Origin of the sequence: Jannaschia faecimaris (assembly GCF_900107415.1) — a bacterium.
Lineage (GTDB): Bacteria > Pseudomonadota > Alphaproteobacteria > Rhodobacterales > Rhodobacteraceae > Jannaschia > Jannaschia faecimaris.
Window position 1 is genome coordinate 267,158 of sequence record NZ_FNPX01000001.1, and the last position, 15,010, is coordinate 282,167.

The window sequence follows — 15,010 nt, forward strand, 5'->3', positions numbered from 1 at the left end:
GTAGGATCGATCCGCGTCACCAGTTTTCACCGGGAACCTTCGCCGAGAAGGTCGCTGAATCGCGGAACGAGTAGAGTTTCTGCCGGCCCGGATTGACGTTGGTCAGAACGGCCAGGACCGCGACGTTGCGCGCCGTGCGCAGCCGCTCCACCGCAAGGCGAACCAGCGCGCCGCGCGTACTGCCCCAGGTCACCACCAGCAGGACGCTCTCCACGGCGGCGGCGATCTGGATGACCGACGCATTGCTGAGAACCGGCGGACACAGAAAGATCGGTGTCAGCCCACGTGCGGCGGCATAGTCGATCAGGGGTGCGATCCGGCTGTCATCGTGCAGCGTCGGCAGACGTCCAGCACCCCGCGGCAACAGCAGTACACCCTCGTGCGATGTCTGAATGACGAGGCTGTCCAACAGGGCCGTCGTGGCTGGCTCGCTTCGCTGCGGACCACGCAGATAGCGAACAAGCCCGGAGTCGGGTCGAACCGTCGCCGTCTTGCCACGGTTGCGGGCGGGCCGGGTGTCAATCAGAAGAACGCCATGCCCCTCGGCGGATATATCGGCAGCCAGCAGACCGGCGAAGCGGTCCATCGAGTCCGCATTCTCGGTTGCGATGATCGCAAGACTGTCGGGGATTAATCCGTCGTTCGCCGCCTTGATCGACACGACAGACCCTCGCAACGCGTCCATCAGCCCCGGGTCAGCCTGAGGTCGATTGTGCAGTCGTGCGCGGAGCTTCGGGCGCGGCAAGGAACCGACGGGGGTCAGGCCCGGAACGTCTGACAATTGCTCAAGACTCCGGACGGTGGGGTCCATGACTTCCAGGATGCCTGCCAACGTCAGCGCCACGATCAGCGCGGCAACAGCCGCGATGGCCAAAGTGACCTTGCGGCTGCGTCCTTCCTGCCAGATCGGTTCGGTTGCAGGGGCCAGAATTTCCACGTCGACCGGCGGTTGCAGCAGGCGCGCTGCAAGCAAGCGGTGCCGGTCCTCCAGACTGTCGAGGACGGCGCGCTGTTCGTCGGCGCGCCGCAGAAGATCGACCAGCGTCAATTCGGCCATCGACGTTCGGGCCAAGGCGTCCTCGCTGTCGCTGAGAGTCTTCAGGAGGGTCGCTTCCCGATCACTCAGCTGTTGGAGCTGGATCGTCATCGTTTCGATCCACGTTGTCAGTTCATCACGGATCGCCGTCTCCAACTCCTCGATCCTGGCCTGCTCCACGCGAACACCCCCGAAGGCTTCGCCGTAGCTGGCCTGCATCCGCGTCAACTCCCGCTTGCGGGCCTGGAGAAGCTGGCGCATCTCGGTCAGTGCTTCGCTTTCGTCTGTGACGGCTGTGCCACCGGCGCTCAACGCCATCTCCGCGGCGGCCGCGCGCCCCGACAGTTCAAGTTGAGCGGCCCGAATTTCGCTAATCTGTTCGCTCAGCCGAGAAACATTCGCCGACAGCAGTTCAGCACCCCGCCCGACGGACACAACGCCGCTCTGCCCCTGGAATCGTTCAAGCGTGGCAACACGGCGCTCGACAACTTCCCGTTGCGCCTCGATCTGTTGGTTAAGACTGGCCAGAACGTCGGCAATGCGCTGTTTGTGCCCGGCTTCCCGGTCGGTACGGTAAATCTCGACTATGGAATTCGGCACCGCCGCAGCCAATTTCGGATCGGGCGCCGTGAACAGCACCTCTACCATTTGGCTCTCCACACGCCGCCAAACCGACAAGCGACCATTGAAGCTGGCCAAGACACGGGCCGCGGTTTCCTCGCTGTCTGGCTCCTCCGGGGGGGCGTCATCTGCCACGAACGGCAAGGAATCAATAATTGCCCGGATTGGTCCCTTTTCATCGGCAGCAGGGTTGAACCCTGGATGATCCTGCAAGTTGAATCGGGCGATGACTTGGTCCGCGATCGCGCGGGAACGCAGACGCTCGACCTCGTTGTTGATGTCCAGCACAGGTTCGTCCGCCCGCGGGTCGGCCACCATCACCTGTTGCAGTATGAATTGCGCCCGCGCCTGATATTTCGGGGCACTCGCAAGGACAAAGGGCAATGCAAGGATCGTCAGAACCAGGGTGACGGCGGATATGAACCAGATTCTGCGACGGATCAGCCGGAAAATCCCAGTCATGTCGATATCGGCCTCGCGAATGCGAGGAGCTTCGGGGGCCTCGAGCGAGAGGCGGGCCCGACTATCCTGAACAATGCGGTTCATGCGCTTCGACCCCGTCCTTCCGGAACAGCCAGGCGTCCGGGCCGGACTGACGCGAGGACGGCGTCAAGGCGAGACATGTAGGCCTCCATGCTAAGCGCGCGCAGGTAATACGCGCGCCCCGAGCCGGCCAGGCGGTTACGACGCTCCGGCTGGGTCACCAGGTCGGCCAGGGCATGCGCAAGCGCGACTGGATCACCGACCGGCACGAAGGCGCAGTTCACGTCGTCCGTCAGAATTTCCTCGTGTGCACCGACCGGGGTCGTAACCACCGCCAGCCCTTGTGCCAGACCTTCAAGCACAGCCATCGCCATGCCTTCGCCGTGGGACGGCAGAACCAGGATGTCGGAGTCGCGGCAAAGGTCGCGGGCGTCATCGGCCGAAAGCCAGCCCGGCATGGTGACACGATTTGTCAGGCCAAGTTCGGCGGCCTTGGCCCGGTACAGGTCGACTGGCCCGTCGCCAGCCAGAACCGCGCGCCAGCGAAGGGCTTCCATGCTGGGATGTGCCAGCGCCTTTAGAAGCTCCGGCACGCCCTTTCGTTCGCCAAGCTGGCCGAGGAAGACAATTCCCACGTCCTTACCGGTATCGGGAAACGCCTTGATGGCACCCCGGATCGGGTCTGGGACGGCATTGTGCAGAATATCCACGCGCGCCTGCGGAACCCCAAGCAGATCCACGACCGTACCGGCGTCGCGGCGACCCAGCGTGATCACCCGATCCGCCTTCTGGAACAGGTCGCGGATAAGACGTTGGTGCGACGGGGGGCGACGGCGGAAATCCTGCGCGTAGTCGAAATCGTGCAGGTGCAGGACATGCGCGCACCCCAACCGTCGGGCAAGCCACCCGAGGATCAGCTTACGCGCCGTGCTGCCCCGCCCGGCGATATGCAGATGATGGATGCGTTGCGGCGCGACAACCCGATCAACGATCATCAGTGCGGCCGCAGCCCCAAGACGAAACGGCGATGTCAGCGGCGACCAGCGCGGGCCACGTGTATCGGTAACGCGATGATCGCGCCCGTCACAAGCGCCGAGGATGTAACCGATAAGTCGGCCGATTCCGCCGCCATGCTCCGCTCCGCCCGCAACGTAATGACGTACGCTCGGCTGACCGGCTGCTGTCGGTTGTCTGGATTTATTCGTCAACAAGACGGGCCCCGTCGTTTCAAATGCTTGGACTGAGTGTCTTGGCAGGACGGGATCGGGGCAATTCGCCTTCACGATATCGCGGTGGTCCGTTCGAATGGGGGGCTAGGCCGTTTGAACGATTCGGGCGTAGAGCCGCCGGGCCTCCGCGCCCACAATCGGCGGTGCGACGACCCTTTCGGCCCACTCCTGCGCCGCCTCACCACATCGGGCCCGCAGCGCGTCATCCCGTGCCATCCGCACGATGGCCGCCGCCAGCGCCCCCGGATCGTCGGGTGGAACGACCAGACCCATGTCGTTCGGCTCCACCGTGGCGCGCAGCTCGCCCACGTCCGTTACGACCACGGGTTTGCCGAATGTCGCGGCAACGGGCAGGACGCCGCTCTGCGACGCCTCACGGTACGGCAGGACCACCATGTCAGCGTCGAGGAACAGTTGCGCAACCTCGGCGTCCGGTATGAACCGGTGGCGGATGTCATACCGTGCGGACTGACCCATCATCTGCGACAGATCATGCGGGTCATCTCCGCGCCCGGCGATCACGATGGACAGGTCAGGCACATCGTCCCCGATTAACGCCTCCGCCTGCATCAGAAGGTCCAGCCCCTTGTAGGCGAAGATTCGTCCGAACATCAGCACGTTGAACTTCCCCCGAGGCCGTGGCCGCAGGCCCCGCGCGCGCGCCAACTCCGCATAACGGGGCATCGCCGGATGCGGCAGCACATGCAGGCGGTCCGGAGGCAGAGAGAACGCCTCCAGTGCCTGCTGGCGCAGCCCTTCGCCATGAACCACGATATCGTCCGACTGCCGCACGATCAGGCGCGGGCTCCAAGCGGGCAAAGTGGCGGTGTCCCGGTCGCCGGGGTGCAAACGCGCATCATGCACCGTCGTGAGCAGCGGAACGGGTCGCCAGAACGGCAGGGCCGCATTCAGCCAGAGCGCCGTATTACTGAGCAGGTGAATGATGTCCGGTTCCTCGCGGCGGATGAGCCGGGTCAGCCGCCACAGGAAGGCCGGGTTGGTCAAGCTGCGGTGACGGGGCCAATCCATCAGGTGAAGGTCGATCTTTGGATCAAGGCTGTCACGCAAATCAGCGAACCGGGCGCGCGGCAGAACAAGTGTCAGGGGCCCATGCGCCGCGACACCGTTGGCAAAGGCGATGGCGTAGTCGGCGGGCTCGGACCCGATCATCAGGACCTTCATTGTGGCCTGACAGCGGTCTGCCCGAACGCGCGAAACGCATCGCGCGCACGCCTTGCGAAGTTGGGTTCAGCCCGGTCGCGCAGCCCAGCCCCCAAAAGCCGCAGACGGTCGCCACGCGATGCACCGTCATGCTTGGCCTGCGCCACCCGGTGGGCGTGATGGTCCGCAAGGTCAAGCCGCCAGGGCAGGCCGTCCCGGCACAGAAAATCGTTGGTCAGCTCGATCGTCAAACGCCAATGCGACATCCGCTTGCGCAACATGGCTGCGTCATCCTGTGCCCGGTACCACGTGTTGTCGTGAATGCGGTAGCAGCCCAGAATCTCCGGCAAGGCGACGACTTCGGCAAGGAACGGGTAAACCCCTACCAGCCAGGCATCCGCCGAGATCCGCAGGACTGGCGGGATGTCCCCCGCGCGCTGCCAGAGTGATCGGCGCACGGACACGGCCGACGTCATCGGAAATGGCCAGACCCCTCCCGTTCGCGCCATCATAGGGGCCAAGTCCCCATCACAGAGACTGCGCGGGATCGGGCGAAAGGCGGCGCTTCCATCCGAAAGCGTGGGCTGCAACCGATGATACACCAGACCCGCGGCGGGGTTGGCGGCAAACGCCGCGCCCACCGCCGACAGCTTGCCCGGCGCGAACCAGTCGTCCGCATCCAGAAAGCACAAAAGCTCCCCGGTACTGGCCTTCACGCCCGCGTTGATCGCAGCGGCCTGGCCAGCATTGCGCTGAAACACCGGTTTGATCCGGTCGCCGAAACTCTCGATCAAGTCGCGCGACGCGTCCGTGGATCCATCGTCGACCACCACGACCTGGGCCGCAACGTCGGCCTGATCCAACGCGGATTCGATGGCGCGGCTCAGGTAGGGCGCGTAATTGTAGTTATTGATGATGACGCTGATCGAGGGGGCGGTCATGACGAGAAACCTTGTTTCGTTTGAACGTCCGTCATCCACGCGGCAGCACGAAGGACCGCAGCTCGACGATATCGCCGGGTGCAAGCTCGGTATCGGGGGACGCACTCAGTTCCTCGGTCGTGTCGCCGGTTCGGCGATAGATGACGATCTGTCCTTCGGGCACTTCGCTGGTGTCGGTGCTGGACCGTACCTCGCTCAGGTGACCTGTCAGGATTTCAAGCTCCGCCCGAAGGGCTTCCCGTCGGCCCAGCGCTGAACGGTAGGCCTCCCGGTCGGCAACACGGGCGGCAGCAAGCGACGACTCGGTGCGATAGAGGATATCGGCAGTCGTCTGCGCCGCGCGGGCGGAGTAGGCATGGTTGTCCAGGATATCGCGCGACAGGCGGGAACTTTCGCGTTGCAAGTCGGAAAGCTGCGGGGCCGGGACAAGACCGCGGGCGACAAGGTCGCGCATCCGCTCGACCTCGGCTTGCTGCACGTCCTGTTCGGATAACTGGAGTTCGGCTTGCTGACGCAGCACCTCCCGTTCGGTCTCAACCAGGTCGAGTGCCGTCTCGGCATGGGCCACTTCTGCGTCGCGCGTGCGCTCCAGATCATCCAGCAGGGCACGATCGACTGGTGTCAGGTCCGCTTCCGGTGGTTTTTCGGCAGGATCCTCTGCCAGCAGCGCCTGAAGACGCGCGATTTCGCTGTCGACCTGGTCCAGAGAGTAGATGGTAGCGCGCCTGCGAGACACCAGTTCGATGACCCTGCCCGGATTGACCGCGCCACTCTCGGCAGACCGGATCCGTCCCCCGGCGGAAATAAGGGCGTGCCGCACGGTAAGGCCGGGCTCAAAGGAGACTGCGCCACTGCGGGCGACGGCACCGCCGACATAGATCGGACGGTAGACGGCCACCTCCACTAGGACAGACGGATTAAGCAGGATTTTGTTGCTGATAAGGGTCTGTTTGATGCTTTCACGAATATCGCCGAGCTGAGTTCCCGCCACATCCACTGTTCCGATAAACGGAAGGCTGATTCGACCGTCCGCATCGACACGGGCATTCCGCTCGACCTCTGGCAGGCCCACGACACTAACGAACAGGACGTCGCCCCGCTCCACCGTCGTCTCGGCCTGCGCCGCACCGGTAATGGCGAACAACAGCGCAACAACACCGAGCGCGCGGATCCATATCGACTGACCGACAGTCCGTTTCATGGTTGAGTCGCCTCCTGTCCGGCAGGCCGAACGGCCCGTCACCATCAACGTAACGGCTCACGAGCCCGTAGCGAACGTCTCCAATGGGAGGCAGTGACGCATATGCCTACGCCTTTCGTCGTCGGCGCACCTGCAAGCGGAGGAGAAGTCCGGCCCGTCATCCTGCGGAGGTGGGGCTTCGTTCAGGCCCCCGCACAAGGCAGGGTAAAGGTCAGACCGCCCGTCGGCGGACACCACCCCCGAACCCGAAGGATCTCGTTTGTCGGACATTGCCCATCCCTCCGTGTCCCGTCACGTTCCCGGCCTGTGGGTCAATTGGCGCACGATTGAATGGGTCGGGGCGGCGGGGTCGATCTTCCTTCTGTCGGGTGCCGTCTTTCCACTGTTATTGATGTCGATCTCAGGGACTTTGGGCGGGGGTGAGCGTGCGCTTCTCCGGATGCTTCAGGTGCCCGTCATCCTGTTCACATTTGGGATTCTGGCGCGACATCCGGGGCCACTCCTGTTGGCGATGCGGCGAACCTATCCCATGGTCATTCTGATCATGATGGCATTTGCCTCGGTGGTCTGGTCCATCGCGCCGTCGATTTCCATGCGGCGCGCGGTGGCGCTCGTGGCGTCGATCGTGCTGGCCTATTTCCTGGCCGTCCGATTTACGCCTCGGCAACTCCTGGTGCTGTTTGCAAGCGTGATCGGAGTTTGTCTCGGGCTGAGCCTGGTTGCGGCGCTCCTTGTTCCGCAGTTTGCCCTGATGCCCGACGGTACCGGACTGCGGGGCGTCTACTCGCACAAGAACGTTCTGGGCTGGGCGTCATCCCTTGGATTCATCCTGTCGTTGGGATTGATCGGGGACGGTGCCCGCAACCTGCGCCGGGCGGGCATCGTGCTCCTGGGCATGAGCGTTGTCTGCCTGGCCCTGTCCACATCCTCCACCGGGGTGTTCGCCTCGACGGTAAGCCTGATCCTGACCGGGTTCTATGCCCTCCTGCGGCGCGCATCGGGCTTGCGGCGGGCGGTACTGATCCTTGTCGCGCTTCAACTTGCGGCCGTGGCTTTGCTGCTTCTCGGGACGGTACTGGTTCCCCTGCTCGAACACATGGGCAAAGATGCGACGCTCACGGGCCGTGTCCCCCTGTGGGAGCTGGTCGATGTCTACATCGCGGAGCGTTTCTGGACCGGCTATGGATACCAGGCCTTCTGGGTGCCGTGGAATCCGGATGCGCAAAGCATCATCCAAACTCTGCGATGGACACCACCGCACGCCCACAATGGGTTCCGCGATGTATTGCTCAGTTTTGGTGCGGGGGGCTTGTTCCTCTTGGCCTGGACGATCCTGACGGCGGTCCGGCGCGCGGCATGGCTGCATTGCAACCAGCCCGATGGGGGGTGGGGTTGGATGAATGTGACGATCGGGGCGATGCTCGTGTTGAACCTGTCCGAAAGCAGCTTCCTGGCGCAGAACGATATCCAGTGGCTTCTGATGATGACTGTGATCGCCTCCGTCGCCCTGTACGGCGGGGGGATTCGCCGAGGGGTGGCACCGGAAACAGTTTGACCGGACCGTCTCCTTTTCGGCACCGGCCATGACGCGCATTCGGTCGGATGGTGCCCTCCTTGATCGGCGAACACCACCCCACGGCCTTTTCAACACCGCCTTTCGGTGGGTCCGCTCCACCGGAGTGCATGCGGGGGGCTGACCTTCCGACGCGGGTATCTCCATCGGACAGGCCGCTATTTCATCGTTCTTCCAAGTTCCAAGAGAGGCACCGCCTTCGCTAACTTAATATTGTAACGCAAGGGATTAACGATGTCATTGATTGCCGCTCCGACCTCCGACCCCGAGGCGATCCAACTCGCGTCGGCCAAATCGGCCCCGCGCGAAACCGGATCAACGAATGTCCTCGGCGTCTCCGTGTCGGCACTATCGCTTCCGGCTGCTGTTGAGATGATCGGCAATGCAGTCGCAACTGACCGGCGGGGCTATGTCTGCGTTTGCGGTGTGCACGGCGTCATCGAGTGCAAGCGCGATCCCGCCCTCCGCAAGATCCACAATGACGCAATGGCCGTGACCCCGGACGGGATGCCGCTTGTCTGGGCTCTTCATGCCGATGGCCACGATACTGCAGGTCGGGTGTACGGCCCTGACCTGATGCATGCGGTCTTTGCCGACGGTTGCGCGACCGGAATGCGGCATTTCCTGTACGGTACGACACCGGAGGCGCTGACCCGGCTTCAGCAAAGCCTCAAGCGCCTGTATCCCGATGCCTTGATCGCAGGCAGCTATGCGCCCCCCTTTCGCCAGCTTACCCCCGATGAGGAGGCGCACGTCGCCCAGATCATCAATGACGCCTGCGTGGATGTCGTCTGGGTCGGGCTGAGCACGCCCAAGCAGGAGCGATGGATGGCCACGATGCGCGATCGGCTTGATCCGGCCGTTCTGATCGGTGTGGGCGCGGCCTTCGACTTCATCGGTGGGAACAAGCGCGCCGCTCCGGCGGTCCTGCAAGGCATGGGCCTAGAATGGGCGTTTCGACTGCTGACCGAGCCGCGCAGGCTCTGGCGGCGCTATGCCCGCATTGTGCCGTCATACCTGTTTTTACGCTTTCTTCAGAAAACCGGACTGCGCCGCTTTCCGATCCAATCGCAGGAGGGAAAGCCATGATGCGAGCCGACCATCCAACTCCGACCGACCGTCGGATGACACCGGAACCAGCTGCCCGTCGACGCTCCGAACCTCTTGGTTATCTCATCACGAAGCGGCTGTTCGACCTGTCTATCGCGGTACCCGCATTGGTGGTGGCGACCCCGGTGATCTTGCTGGCATCCGCAGCCATCTGGTGCGCCGATCCAGGGCCGGTCTTCTATCGCCAGACCCGCGAGGGGCAGGGCGGACGCAAGCTACGGATGCTCAAGCTTCGTACGATGTACTGCGACGCCGAGGCGCGGCTTGAAACACTCCTCAAGAACGACCCCGCCGCCCGCGCGGAATGGGAAAGCCGCTTCAAGCTGCGCCACGATCCGCGGATTCTGCCCTTCGTCGGCCGGGTCCTGCGCTCATCCAGCGTGGACGAACTGCCCCAGCTCATCCATGTGCTGACGGGCGAGATGAGCATCGTCGGGCCGCGGCCTTTTCCCGAGTACCACCTGGCCGCGATGCCGCCCTCGTTCCGCGCCCGACGGCGCAAGGTTCCCCCCGGCATTACCGGTCTGTGGCAGGTCACCGCGCGCAGCGATTGCGACATCGCCGAGCAGCAGGCCCTGGACGAACGCTATATCGATACCCGGTCCCTGGGCGTCGACCTGAAGATCGTGCTTCGCACGTTCCGGGCCCTTTTTCGGGGCCGGGGTGCCTACTGACCGCAGTTACAATTTTCCAAGATTCCTTTTTTGAGTACAAGGAGACGACCATGTGTGCCGATAAGACGATACTGGTGACGGGGGGAGCCGGATTTTTAGGCTCATATCTTTGCGAGAGCCTTCTGAAAGCGGGCAACGACGTGCTGTGCCTCGACAATTTCCACACGGGCAGCCGCAAGAACATCGCACATCTGCTGGATGACCGCCGGTTTGAACTTTTGCGCCACGACGTGACCGTCCCCTTGGTCGCAGAGGTCGACGAGATCTATAACCTCGCCTGCCCGGCCTCTCCCATCCACTACCAGCTGGACCCGGTTCAGACCGTCCGGACCAACGTGCAGGGCGCGCTCAACCTTCTCGATCTGGCGGTGCGCGGGAACGCAAAGATTTTCCAGGCCTCCACCAGCGAAGTCTACGGTGACCCCCATGTGCACCCGCAGGTCGAGGGATACTTCGGCAACGTCAACCCGGTCGGCCCCCGCGCCTGCTACGACGAGGGCAAACGTTGCGCCGAGACATTGTTCTTCGACTATCACCGGCAGTACGGCCTCGACATCCGCGTGGTGCGGATCTTCAACACCTACGGACCACGGATGCGCGCCGACGATGGACGCGTGGTGTCGAACTTCATCGTTCAGGCCCTCCGCGGAGAGCCGATCACGATCTATGGCGACGGATCGCAGACGCGGTCGTTCTGCTATGTCGATGACCTGATCCGTGGGTTCATCTCGTTGATGGACGCGCCCAGCACGGTGCCGAACCCGTGCAACATCGGCAATCCGACCGAATTCACCATGCGGGAGCTGGCGACGCTTGTTCTGGAGTTGACGGGATCCAAGTCCCAACTGGTCGAACGCCCACTGCCACAGGACGACCCGACCCAACGTCGGCCCGACATCTCCCGTGCCAAGAAATACCTGGACTGGGAACCGGCAGTGGAACTGCGCGAGGGGTTGGCGAAAACCATCGCGTATTTCGAGGCCGATCTCACTTCCGGCGAGGACGCACCGAAGGCGCGACCCCTTCCTGCCCCCGTCCGCGCCCGCGCCCGTTCTGCGGCGCTGAACAAGGAGACTGTGTGAAGCTGATCGTCTTCGCCCACCGACTGGAGCTGGGCGAGACTCAGATCGATGCCATCGAAATGGCCGCTGCCTTGTGCGACAGGCACGGGTTCGACGTGGTTCTCCACGCCGCGCCCGGCCCCGCGCTGGAACAGGCGAATGCGCGCGGCTTGCGCTATGCGCCGGCCCCCGATGTACGATTGAGTCCGACAATTGCCCGTATGCGGGCCCTGCGCGACCTTGTGCGACGGGAGGAGCCGGATCTGATCCACGCCTGGGATTGGTGGCAAGGTTTGGAAGCCTATATCGGCACGCACCTGACGATGGGCGTGCCGCTCGTCATTTCTGACATGATGATGAGTCTGACCGGGGCTTTGCCACGCGATGTGCCGACGACCTTCGGCTTTCCCGCGCAACAGGAACTGGCGCAGGCACGTGGGTGGCGCAGAACCGACCTGTTGCCATCGCCGGTGAACCTTGTCGCGAACGCCCCGAACGCGGTTGATGCGGCGCAGTTTCGTCGACTTCACGACATCGCGTTGAATGACATCCTGCTCGTCTCCGTATCGCGTCCTTCGGCCGAGATGGGGTCAGACGCCTTGATCCGTGCGATCCGAGCTGTGCGACACATGGGAACCGCGCTGCCGTTGCGCCTGCTGCTCATCGGGGATGGCCCGGCCCGCACGCAATTGCGGGCCCTCGCAGACGAGGCGAACGAACATCTCGGCCGTCTGGCGGTCATCCTGACCGGTCCGATGGCCGACCCGCGTCCGGCCTACGCGGCCAGCGACGTCGTGCTGGGCATGGGGGCATCCGCCCTGCGCGGCCTGGCCTTCGCGAAACCCGTCATTGTCGTCGGCGGACAGGGGTTTGCACGGATCTTCGATTCTGAAAGTGCACCGATATTTCTCCGGTCCGGTCTGTTCGGAAAGCGTGCCAGCGGAACTGACAATCACCCGATGGCCGACGCGATCGGCAAGCTTGCCTGGGATCCGGAGTTGCGACGCCACCTGGCTGACACCGGGCTGGATTTCGTGACACGACACCATGGGCTGGACATGGTCACCGATCGGTTCGCCCAGTTCTGTCACGAGGCGGTGACCCATCGAAACGGACGCTCCGGGACTTTCTGGCCATTGTGCCGCACGGCATTCTTCTATCTGCGTGAACGCAGATTCCGCGTGGCCGCGCGTGATACATTAGGGAAGGTCTGAAAAATCGTTCGTCGATCATTTGCACTCGCGTTTGCGGACAAATCCATCGTTGTCGGTGTGGCGATCCTGTCGATGGCGGTCCTGTCGCGCATCCTCACGCCTGCGGAGATCGGTCTGTTCATCGTCTCAAGCACGTTCGTCGTCCTGGTGGAGGCGCTGCGTGACTTCGGCATCGGCGCATTTCTCATCAGCGAAACCGGCCTGACGCAACGACTGACAAGAACGGCCGTCACGCTTATCGCGTCATTCTCGCTCTTGCTGGGGGGCGCGCTTTTCGTCGGTGCACCGACGGTCGCCGGGTTCTACGGTGACCCGGCGATGACCGATATGATACGCGTGGCAACGGTCGGCTTTCTTCTGGCCCCGATCAGCGCACCGCTCCTGGCGCTTTTGCGGCGTGACATGCAGTTCGGCAAGGTCGCCAGCATCAACATCTGCGCGGGGCTAGGCAACGGCGCGGCGACCATCGCGTTGGCCCTGGCAGGAGTTGGCCCACTCAGCCTCGTGATAGGAAGCGTAACATCGGCGGGAATTACTGCAGTCGGAGCGGCGTTCTTCCGGCCCGATATCGCAATCTTCCGGCCTGGCTTACACGGTTGGCGGAGGGTTCTGGCCTTCGGGTCTTGGTCCAGCGTCGTGACGATGCTTGGATTGATCCTCGATGCCTTCCCCCGGCTGATTCTCGGCCGGATCCTGGGGTTGGGGGCTGTCGGTCTGTTCGCGCGCACGGTTTCGATTGCGCAATTGCCCGACCGCCTGATCTTCAGCGCGGTGCAGCCGGTTCTTCTACCCGCCTTGGCAGATCACGCGCGCGCGAACGGGACGCTGAGCGCCCCTTTCCTGCGCGGTTTGTCATATATTTCGGGGCTTCAATGGCCAGCGCTGGCGATGATCACGCTGTTTGCCGATCCGATCGTACGCCTGCTTCTTGGTGATCAATGGCTGGACGTGGTGCCTCTTGTCCGGATTGTGGCCCCTGCCCTGTTCTGCGTATTTCCGATCTACATGTGCTATCCGACATTAGTGGCCTGCGGTCGGTTGCCACAGATGGCGACGGCAATGGCGATCCTGCTGATCCCCAGTTGTGCCATCATGCTCGCCGCATCCACGATCAGCCTTCAGGCAATGGCGGCGAGCCTGTTTGTGACTGGACCCCTGCAGGTCGCGATCTTGCTTACCACAGTCCGTCGGTACGTACCGTTCGAATGGGGGGACCTTGCAGCACGGATGATGCACAGCGCTGGCATCACGATCACGACTATCGCGATGCCCGCAGCGGTTCTGTTGTCGGAAGAATCATGGTCGAACCTCGGCGCAGGTTCTCTGTTGGTCGCCGGGATCGGCGCAGGCATCGGTTGGGCCTGCGCCGTTCATTTTCTAGATCATCCGCTCAAATCCGAGCTGACTGCCCTGTCGTCCGTGATGCAGTCATCCCGGCATGGCAGGCGTGAGCCTTTGATGCGGTCCTGACGTCAGCCGAAGAAGACTTTTCCGGCCAGCCCGTCATCTGGTTGAGGAGAACAGCCGCCTCGGTCCGATTGGTCGCCTTCAGCTTCTGGAAGATGTTCCGGACATGGACCTTGACCGTGCTTTCGCGCAGCGACAGCTCGTATGCGATGGTTTTGTTCGCCGATCCGCACCGCAGGGCATCCGCCACTGCGACCTGCCGATCAGTGAATTCTTCAAGCGCATTGGCCCGACCGGCGACTGTGTCGGTGGTCACCTTGCGCATCGCAAGAAGGCTGGTGCGCGGCAAGAAAACACCACCTGATACGGCCAGCCAGATCGCCTCGACGATATCCTCGAACTCTATGCAGGGGGGGATGTATCCGGACGCGCCGCAATCGAGCGCAGCAATACACGCCTCTATATCCTGGGCCGCACCAAGCGCCACGACAGGAACGCCGTTTGTCTGTGCCACAATGCTCCGCAATTCGCTTTGCACATCATCATTCGACAATTCACTGGATCCGAGATTGGCCAGAATAACCTGCCGAACGTCTGCGGAACCGAACTCCTCTTGCCACTCCTCGACCGTACCGTAGCCGCGCACGACGGATCCCTTGCACTGATTGGTGAGACACTGGACGAAACACGCACGCTCCATCGTGCGGCGATCAATTACGATGTAGACGTCGAAGGCGGGCTTCAGGTCACGGGTCGGAGTAACCACTTCCCGGATATCAGATCGGGACGCAATCGGCGTCACGGACGAACGATCAAACCGATCCGGCGCATTCTCCAGCGCCAACTTCATCGAACTGCTGTTTTCCTTTGTCATCTCTTTGTACCTTCCACTTGTCGGAACTAATACGATCCGCACTATAAAAAAATACCCATCAGGAACGTCCTGAGACGGGCTTACTCAAAAAGATGCTCGATCAACCTCACCATCCGTCACGCCTGTGCCTGCGCGATTCGTTTGGTTAACAGTCTCATAATTATGGCGGAAGTTTGCTCAGAAGACGCTAATGCAGGTTAGCCTCTCTCGAAATGACTGGATATCTATTTCATTTAATTGAATTTTTCCGAAATATTCATTCTGCCGGAAAACTAGACGATAGGCGGAAAAATGCTGATAAATCAGAACGCCTGCCCGGTGGTGCGGCGGAAAGGGTTAACCCACTGATCGTTACGAAAACCATAAGCGGTACATCTGGAGACCTTCGCGCGCGCCCGTTCGCGTGCACTCGGGTGCGGGTGGCA

The 15,010-nt window shown here is 62.6% G+C and carries 12 protein-coding genes; 6 read left to right on the forward strand and 6 right to left on the reverse strand.

What is annotated here, in order from left to right; translation table 11 throughout:
* Positions 1 to 16 precede the first annotated feature (16 nt).
* The 5 genes from BLV27_RS01285 to BLV27_RS01305 all read right to left on the reverse strand — a co-directional run bounded on the left by BLV27_RS01285 (position 17) and on the right by BLV27_RS01305 (position 6,672).
* Positions 17 to 2,203 carry a GumC family protein gene (locus BLV27_RS01285; protein WP_092641101.1) on the reverse strand — a complete coding sequence of 729 codons (2,187 nt, stop codon included), beginning with the start codon at positions 2,201 to 2,203 and terminating at the stop codon, positions 17 to 19.
* A complete protein-coding gene (locus tag BLV27_RS01290) occupies positions 2,200 to 3,348 on the reverse strand; it encodes a glycosyltransferase family 4 protein (RefSeq protein WP_211605469.1) in 1,149 nt (382 codons plus the stop codon). Before BLV27_RS01290 ends, BLV27_RS01285 begins: the two co-directional genes overlap by 4 nt.
* 105 nt (positions 3,349 to 3,453) lie before the next feature.
* On the reverse strand, positions 3,454 to 4,551 hold the full coding sequence (locus BLV27_RS01295; RefSeq protein WP_092641108.1) for a glycosyltransferase family 4 protein: 1,098 nt from the start codon (positions 4,549 to 4,551) through the stop codon (positions 3,454 to 3,456).
* Entirely contained in the window at positions 4,548 to 5,471 is a 924-nt protein-coding gene (locus BLV27_RS01300) for a glycosyltransferase (RefSeq protein ID WP_092641111.1), read from the reverse strand. The genes BLV27_RS01295 and BLV27_RS01300 overlap by 4 nt, the downstream gene beginning before the upstream one ends.
* A gap of 31 nt (positions 5,472 to 5,502) precedes the next feature.
* Positions 5,503 to 6,672 carry a polysaccharide biosynthesis/export family protein gene (locus tag BLV27_RS01305; protein WP_170831314.1) on the reverse strand — a complete coding sequence of 390 codons (1,170 nt, stop codon included), beginning with the start codon at positions 6,670 to 6,672 and terminating at the stop codon, positions 5,503 to 5,505.
* A 283-nt stretch (positions 6,673 to 6,955) separates the two neighbouring features.
* On the opposite strand from BLV27_RS01305, the gene BLV27_RS01310 reads away from it, so the two are divergent.
* The 6 genes from BLV27_RS01310 to BLV27_RS01335 all read left to right on the forward strand — a co-directional run bounded on the left by BLV27_RS01310 (position 6,956) and on the right by BLV27_RS01335 (position 13,774).
* Entirely contained in the window at positions 6,956 to 8,227 is a 1,272-nt protein-coding gene (locus tag BLV27_RS01310; RefSeq protein WP_139176528.1) for an O-antigen ligase family protein, read from the forward strand.
* Positions 8,228 to 8,479: 252 nt separating this feature from the next.
* Positions 8,480 to 9,334 (forward strand): WecB/TagA/CpsF family glycosyltransferase, encoded by an 855-nt coding sequence (locus BLV27_RS01315; protein WP_092641120.1) that lies wholly within the window; start codon positions 8,480 to 8,482, stop codon positions 9,332 to 9,334.
* A complete protein-coding gene (locus BLV27_RS01320; RefSeq protein WP_092641123.1) occupies positions 9,331 to 10,029 on the forward strand; it encodes a sugar transferase in 699 nt (232 codons plus the stop codon). Before BLV27_RS01315 ends, BLV27_RS01320 begins: the two co-directional genes overlap by 4 nt.
* A gap of 50 nt (positions 10,030 to 10,079) precedes the next feature.
* Positions 10,080 to 11,111, forward strand: coding sequence for a UDP-glucuronic acid decarboxylase family protein (locus tag BLV27_RS01325; RefSeq protein ID WP_092641125.1), 1,032 nt, complete (start codon positions 10,080 to 10,082; stop codon positions 11,109 to 11,111).
* Positions 11,108 to 12,304, forward strand: a complete 1,197-nt coding sequence (locus BLV27_RS01330) for a glycosyltransferase family 4 protein (protein ID WP_092641128.1) — start codon at positions 11,108 to 11,110, stop codon at positions 12,302 to 12,304. The genes BLV27_RS01325 and BLV27_RS01330 overlap by 4 nt, the downstream gene beginning before the upstream one ends.
* A gap of 45 nt (positions 12,305 to 12,349) precedes the next feature.
* Positions 12,350 to 13,774, forward strand: coding sequence for an oligosaccharide flippase family protein (locus tag BLV27_RS01335; protein ID WP_280140281.1), 1,425 nt, complete (start codon positions 12,350 to 12,352; stop codon positions 13,772 to 13,774).
* Here the strand turns inward: BLV27_RS01335 and BLV27_RS01340 are convergent.
* A complete protein-coding gene (locus BLV27_RS01340) occupies positions 13,695 to 14,585 on the reverse strand; it encodes a LuxR C-terminal-related transcriptional regulator (protein WP_092641134.1) in 891 nt (296 codons plus the stop codon). The two genes, BLV27_RS01335 and BLV27_RS01340, sit on opposite strands and share 80 nt — an antisense overlap.
* Positions 14,586 to 15,010: the final 425 nt, after the last annotated feature.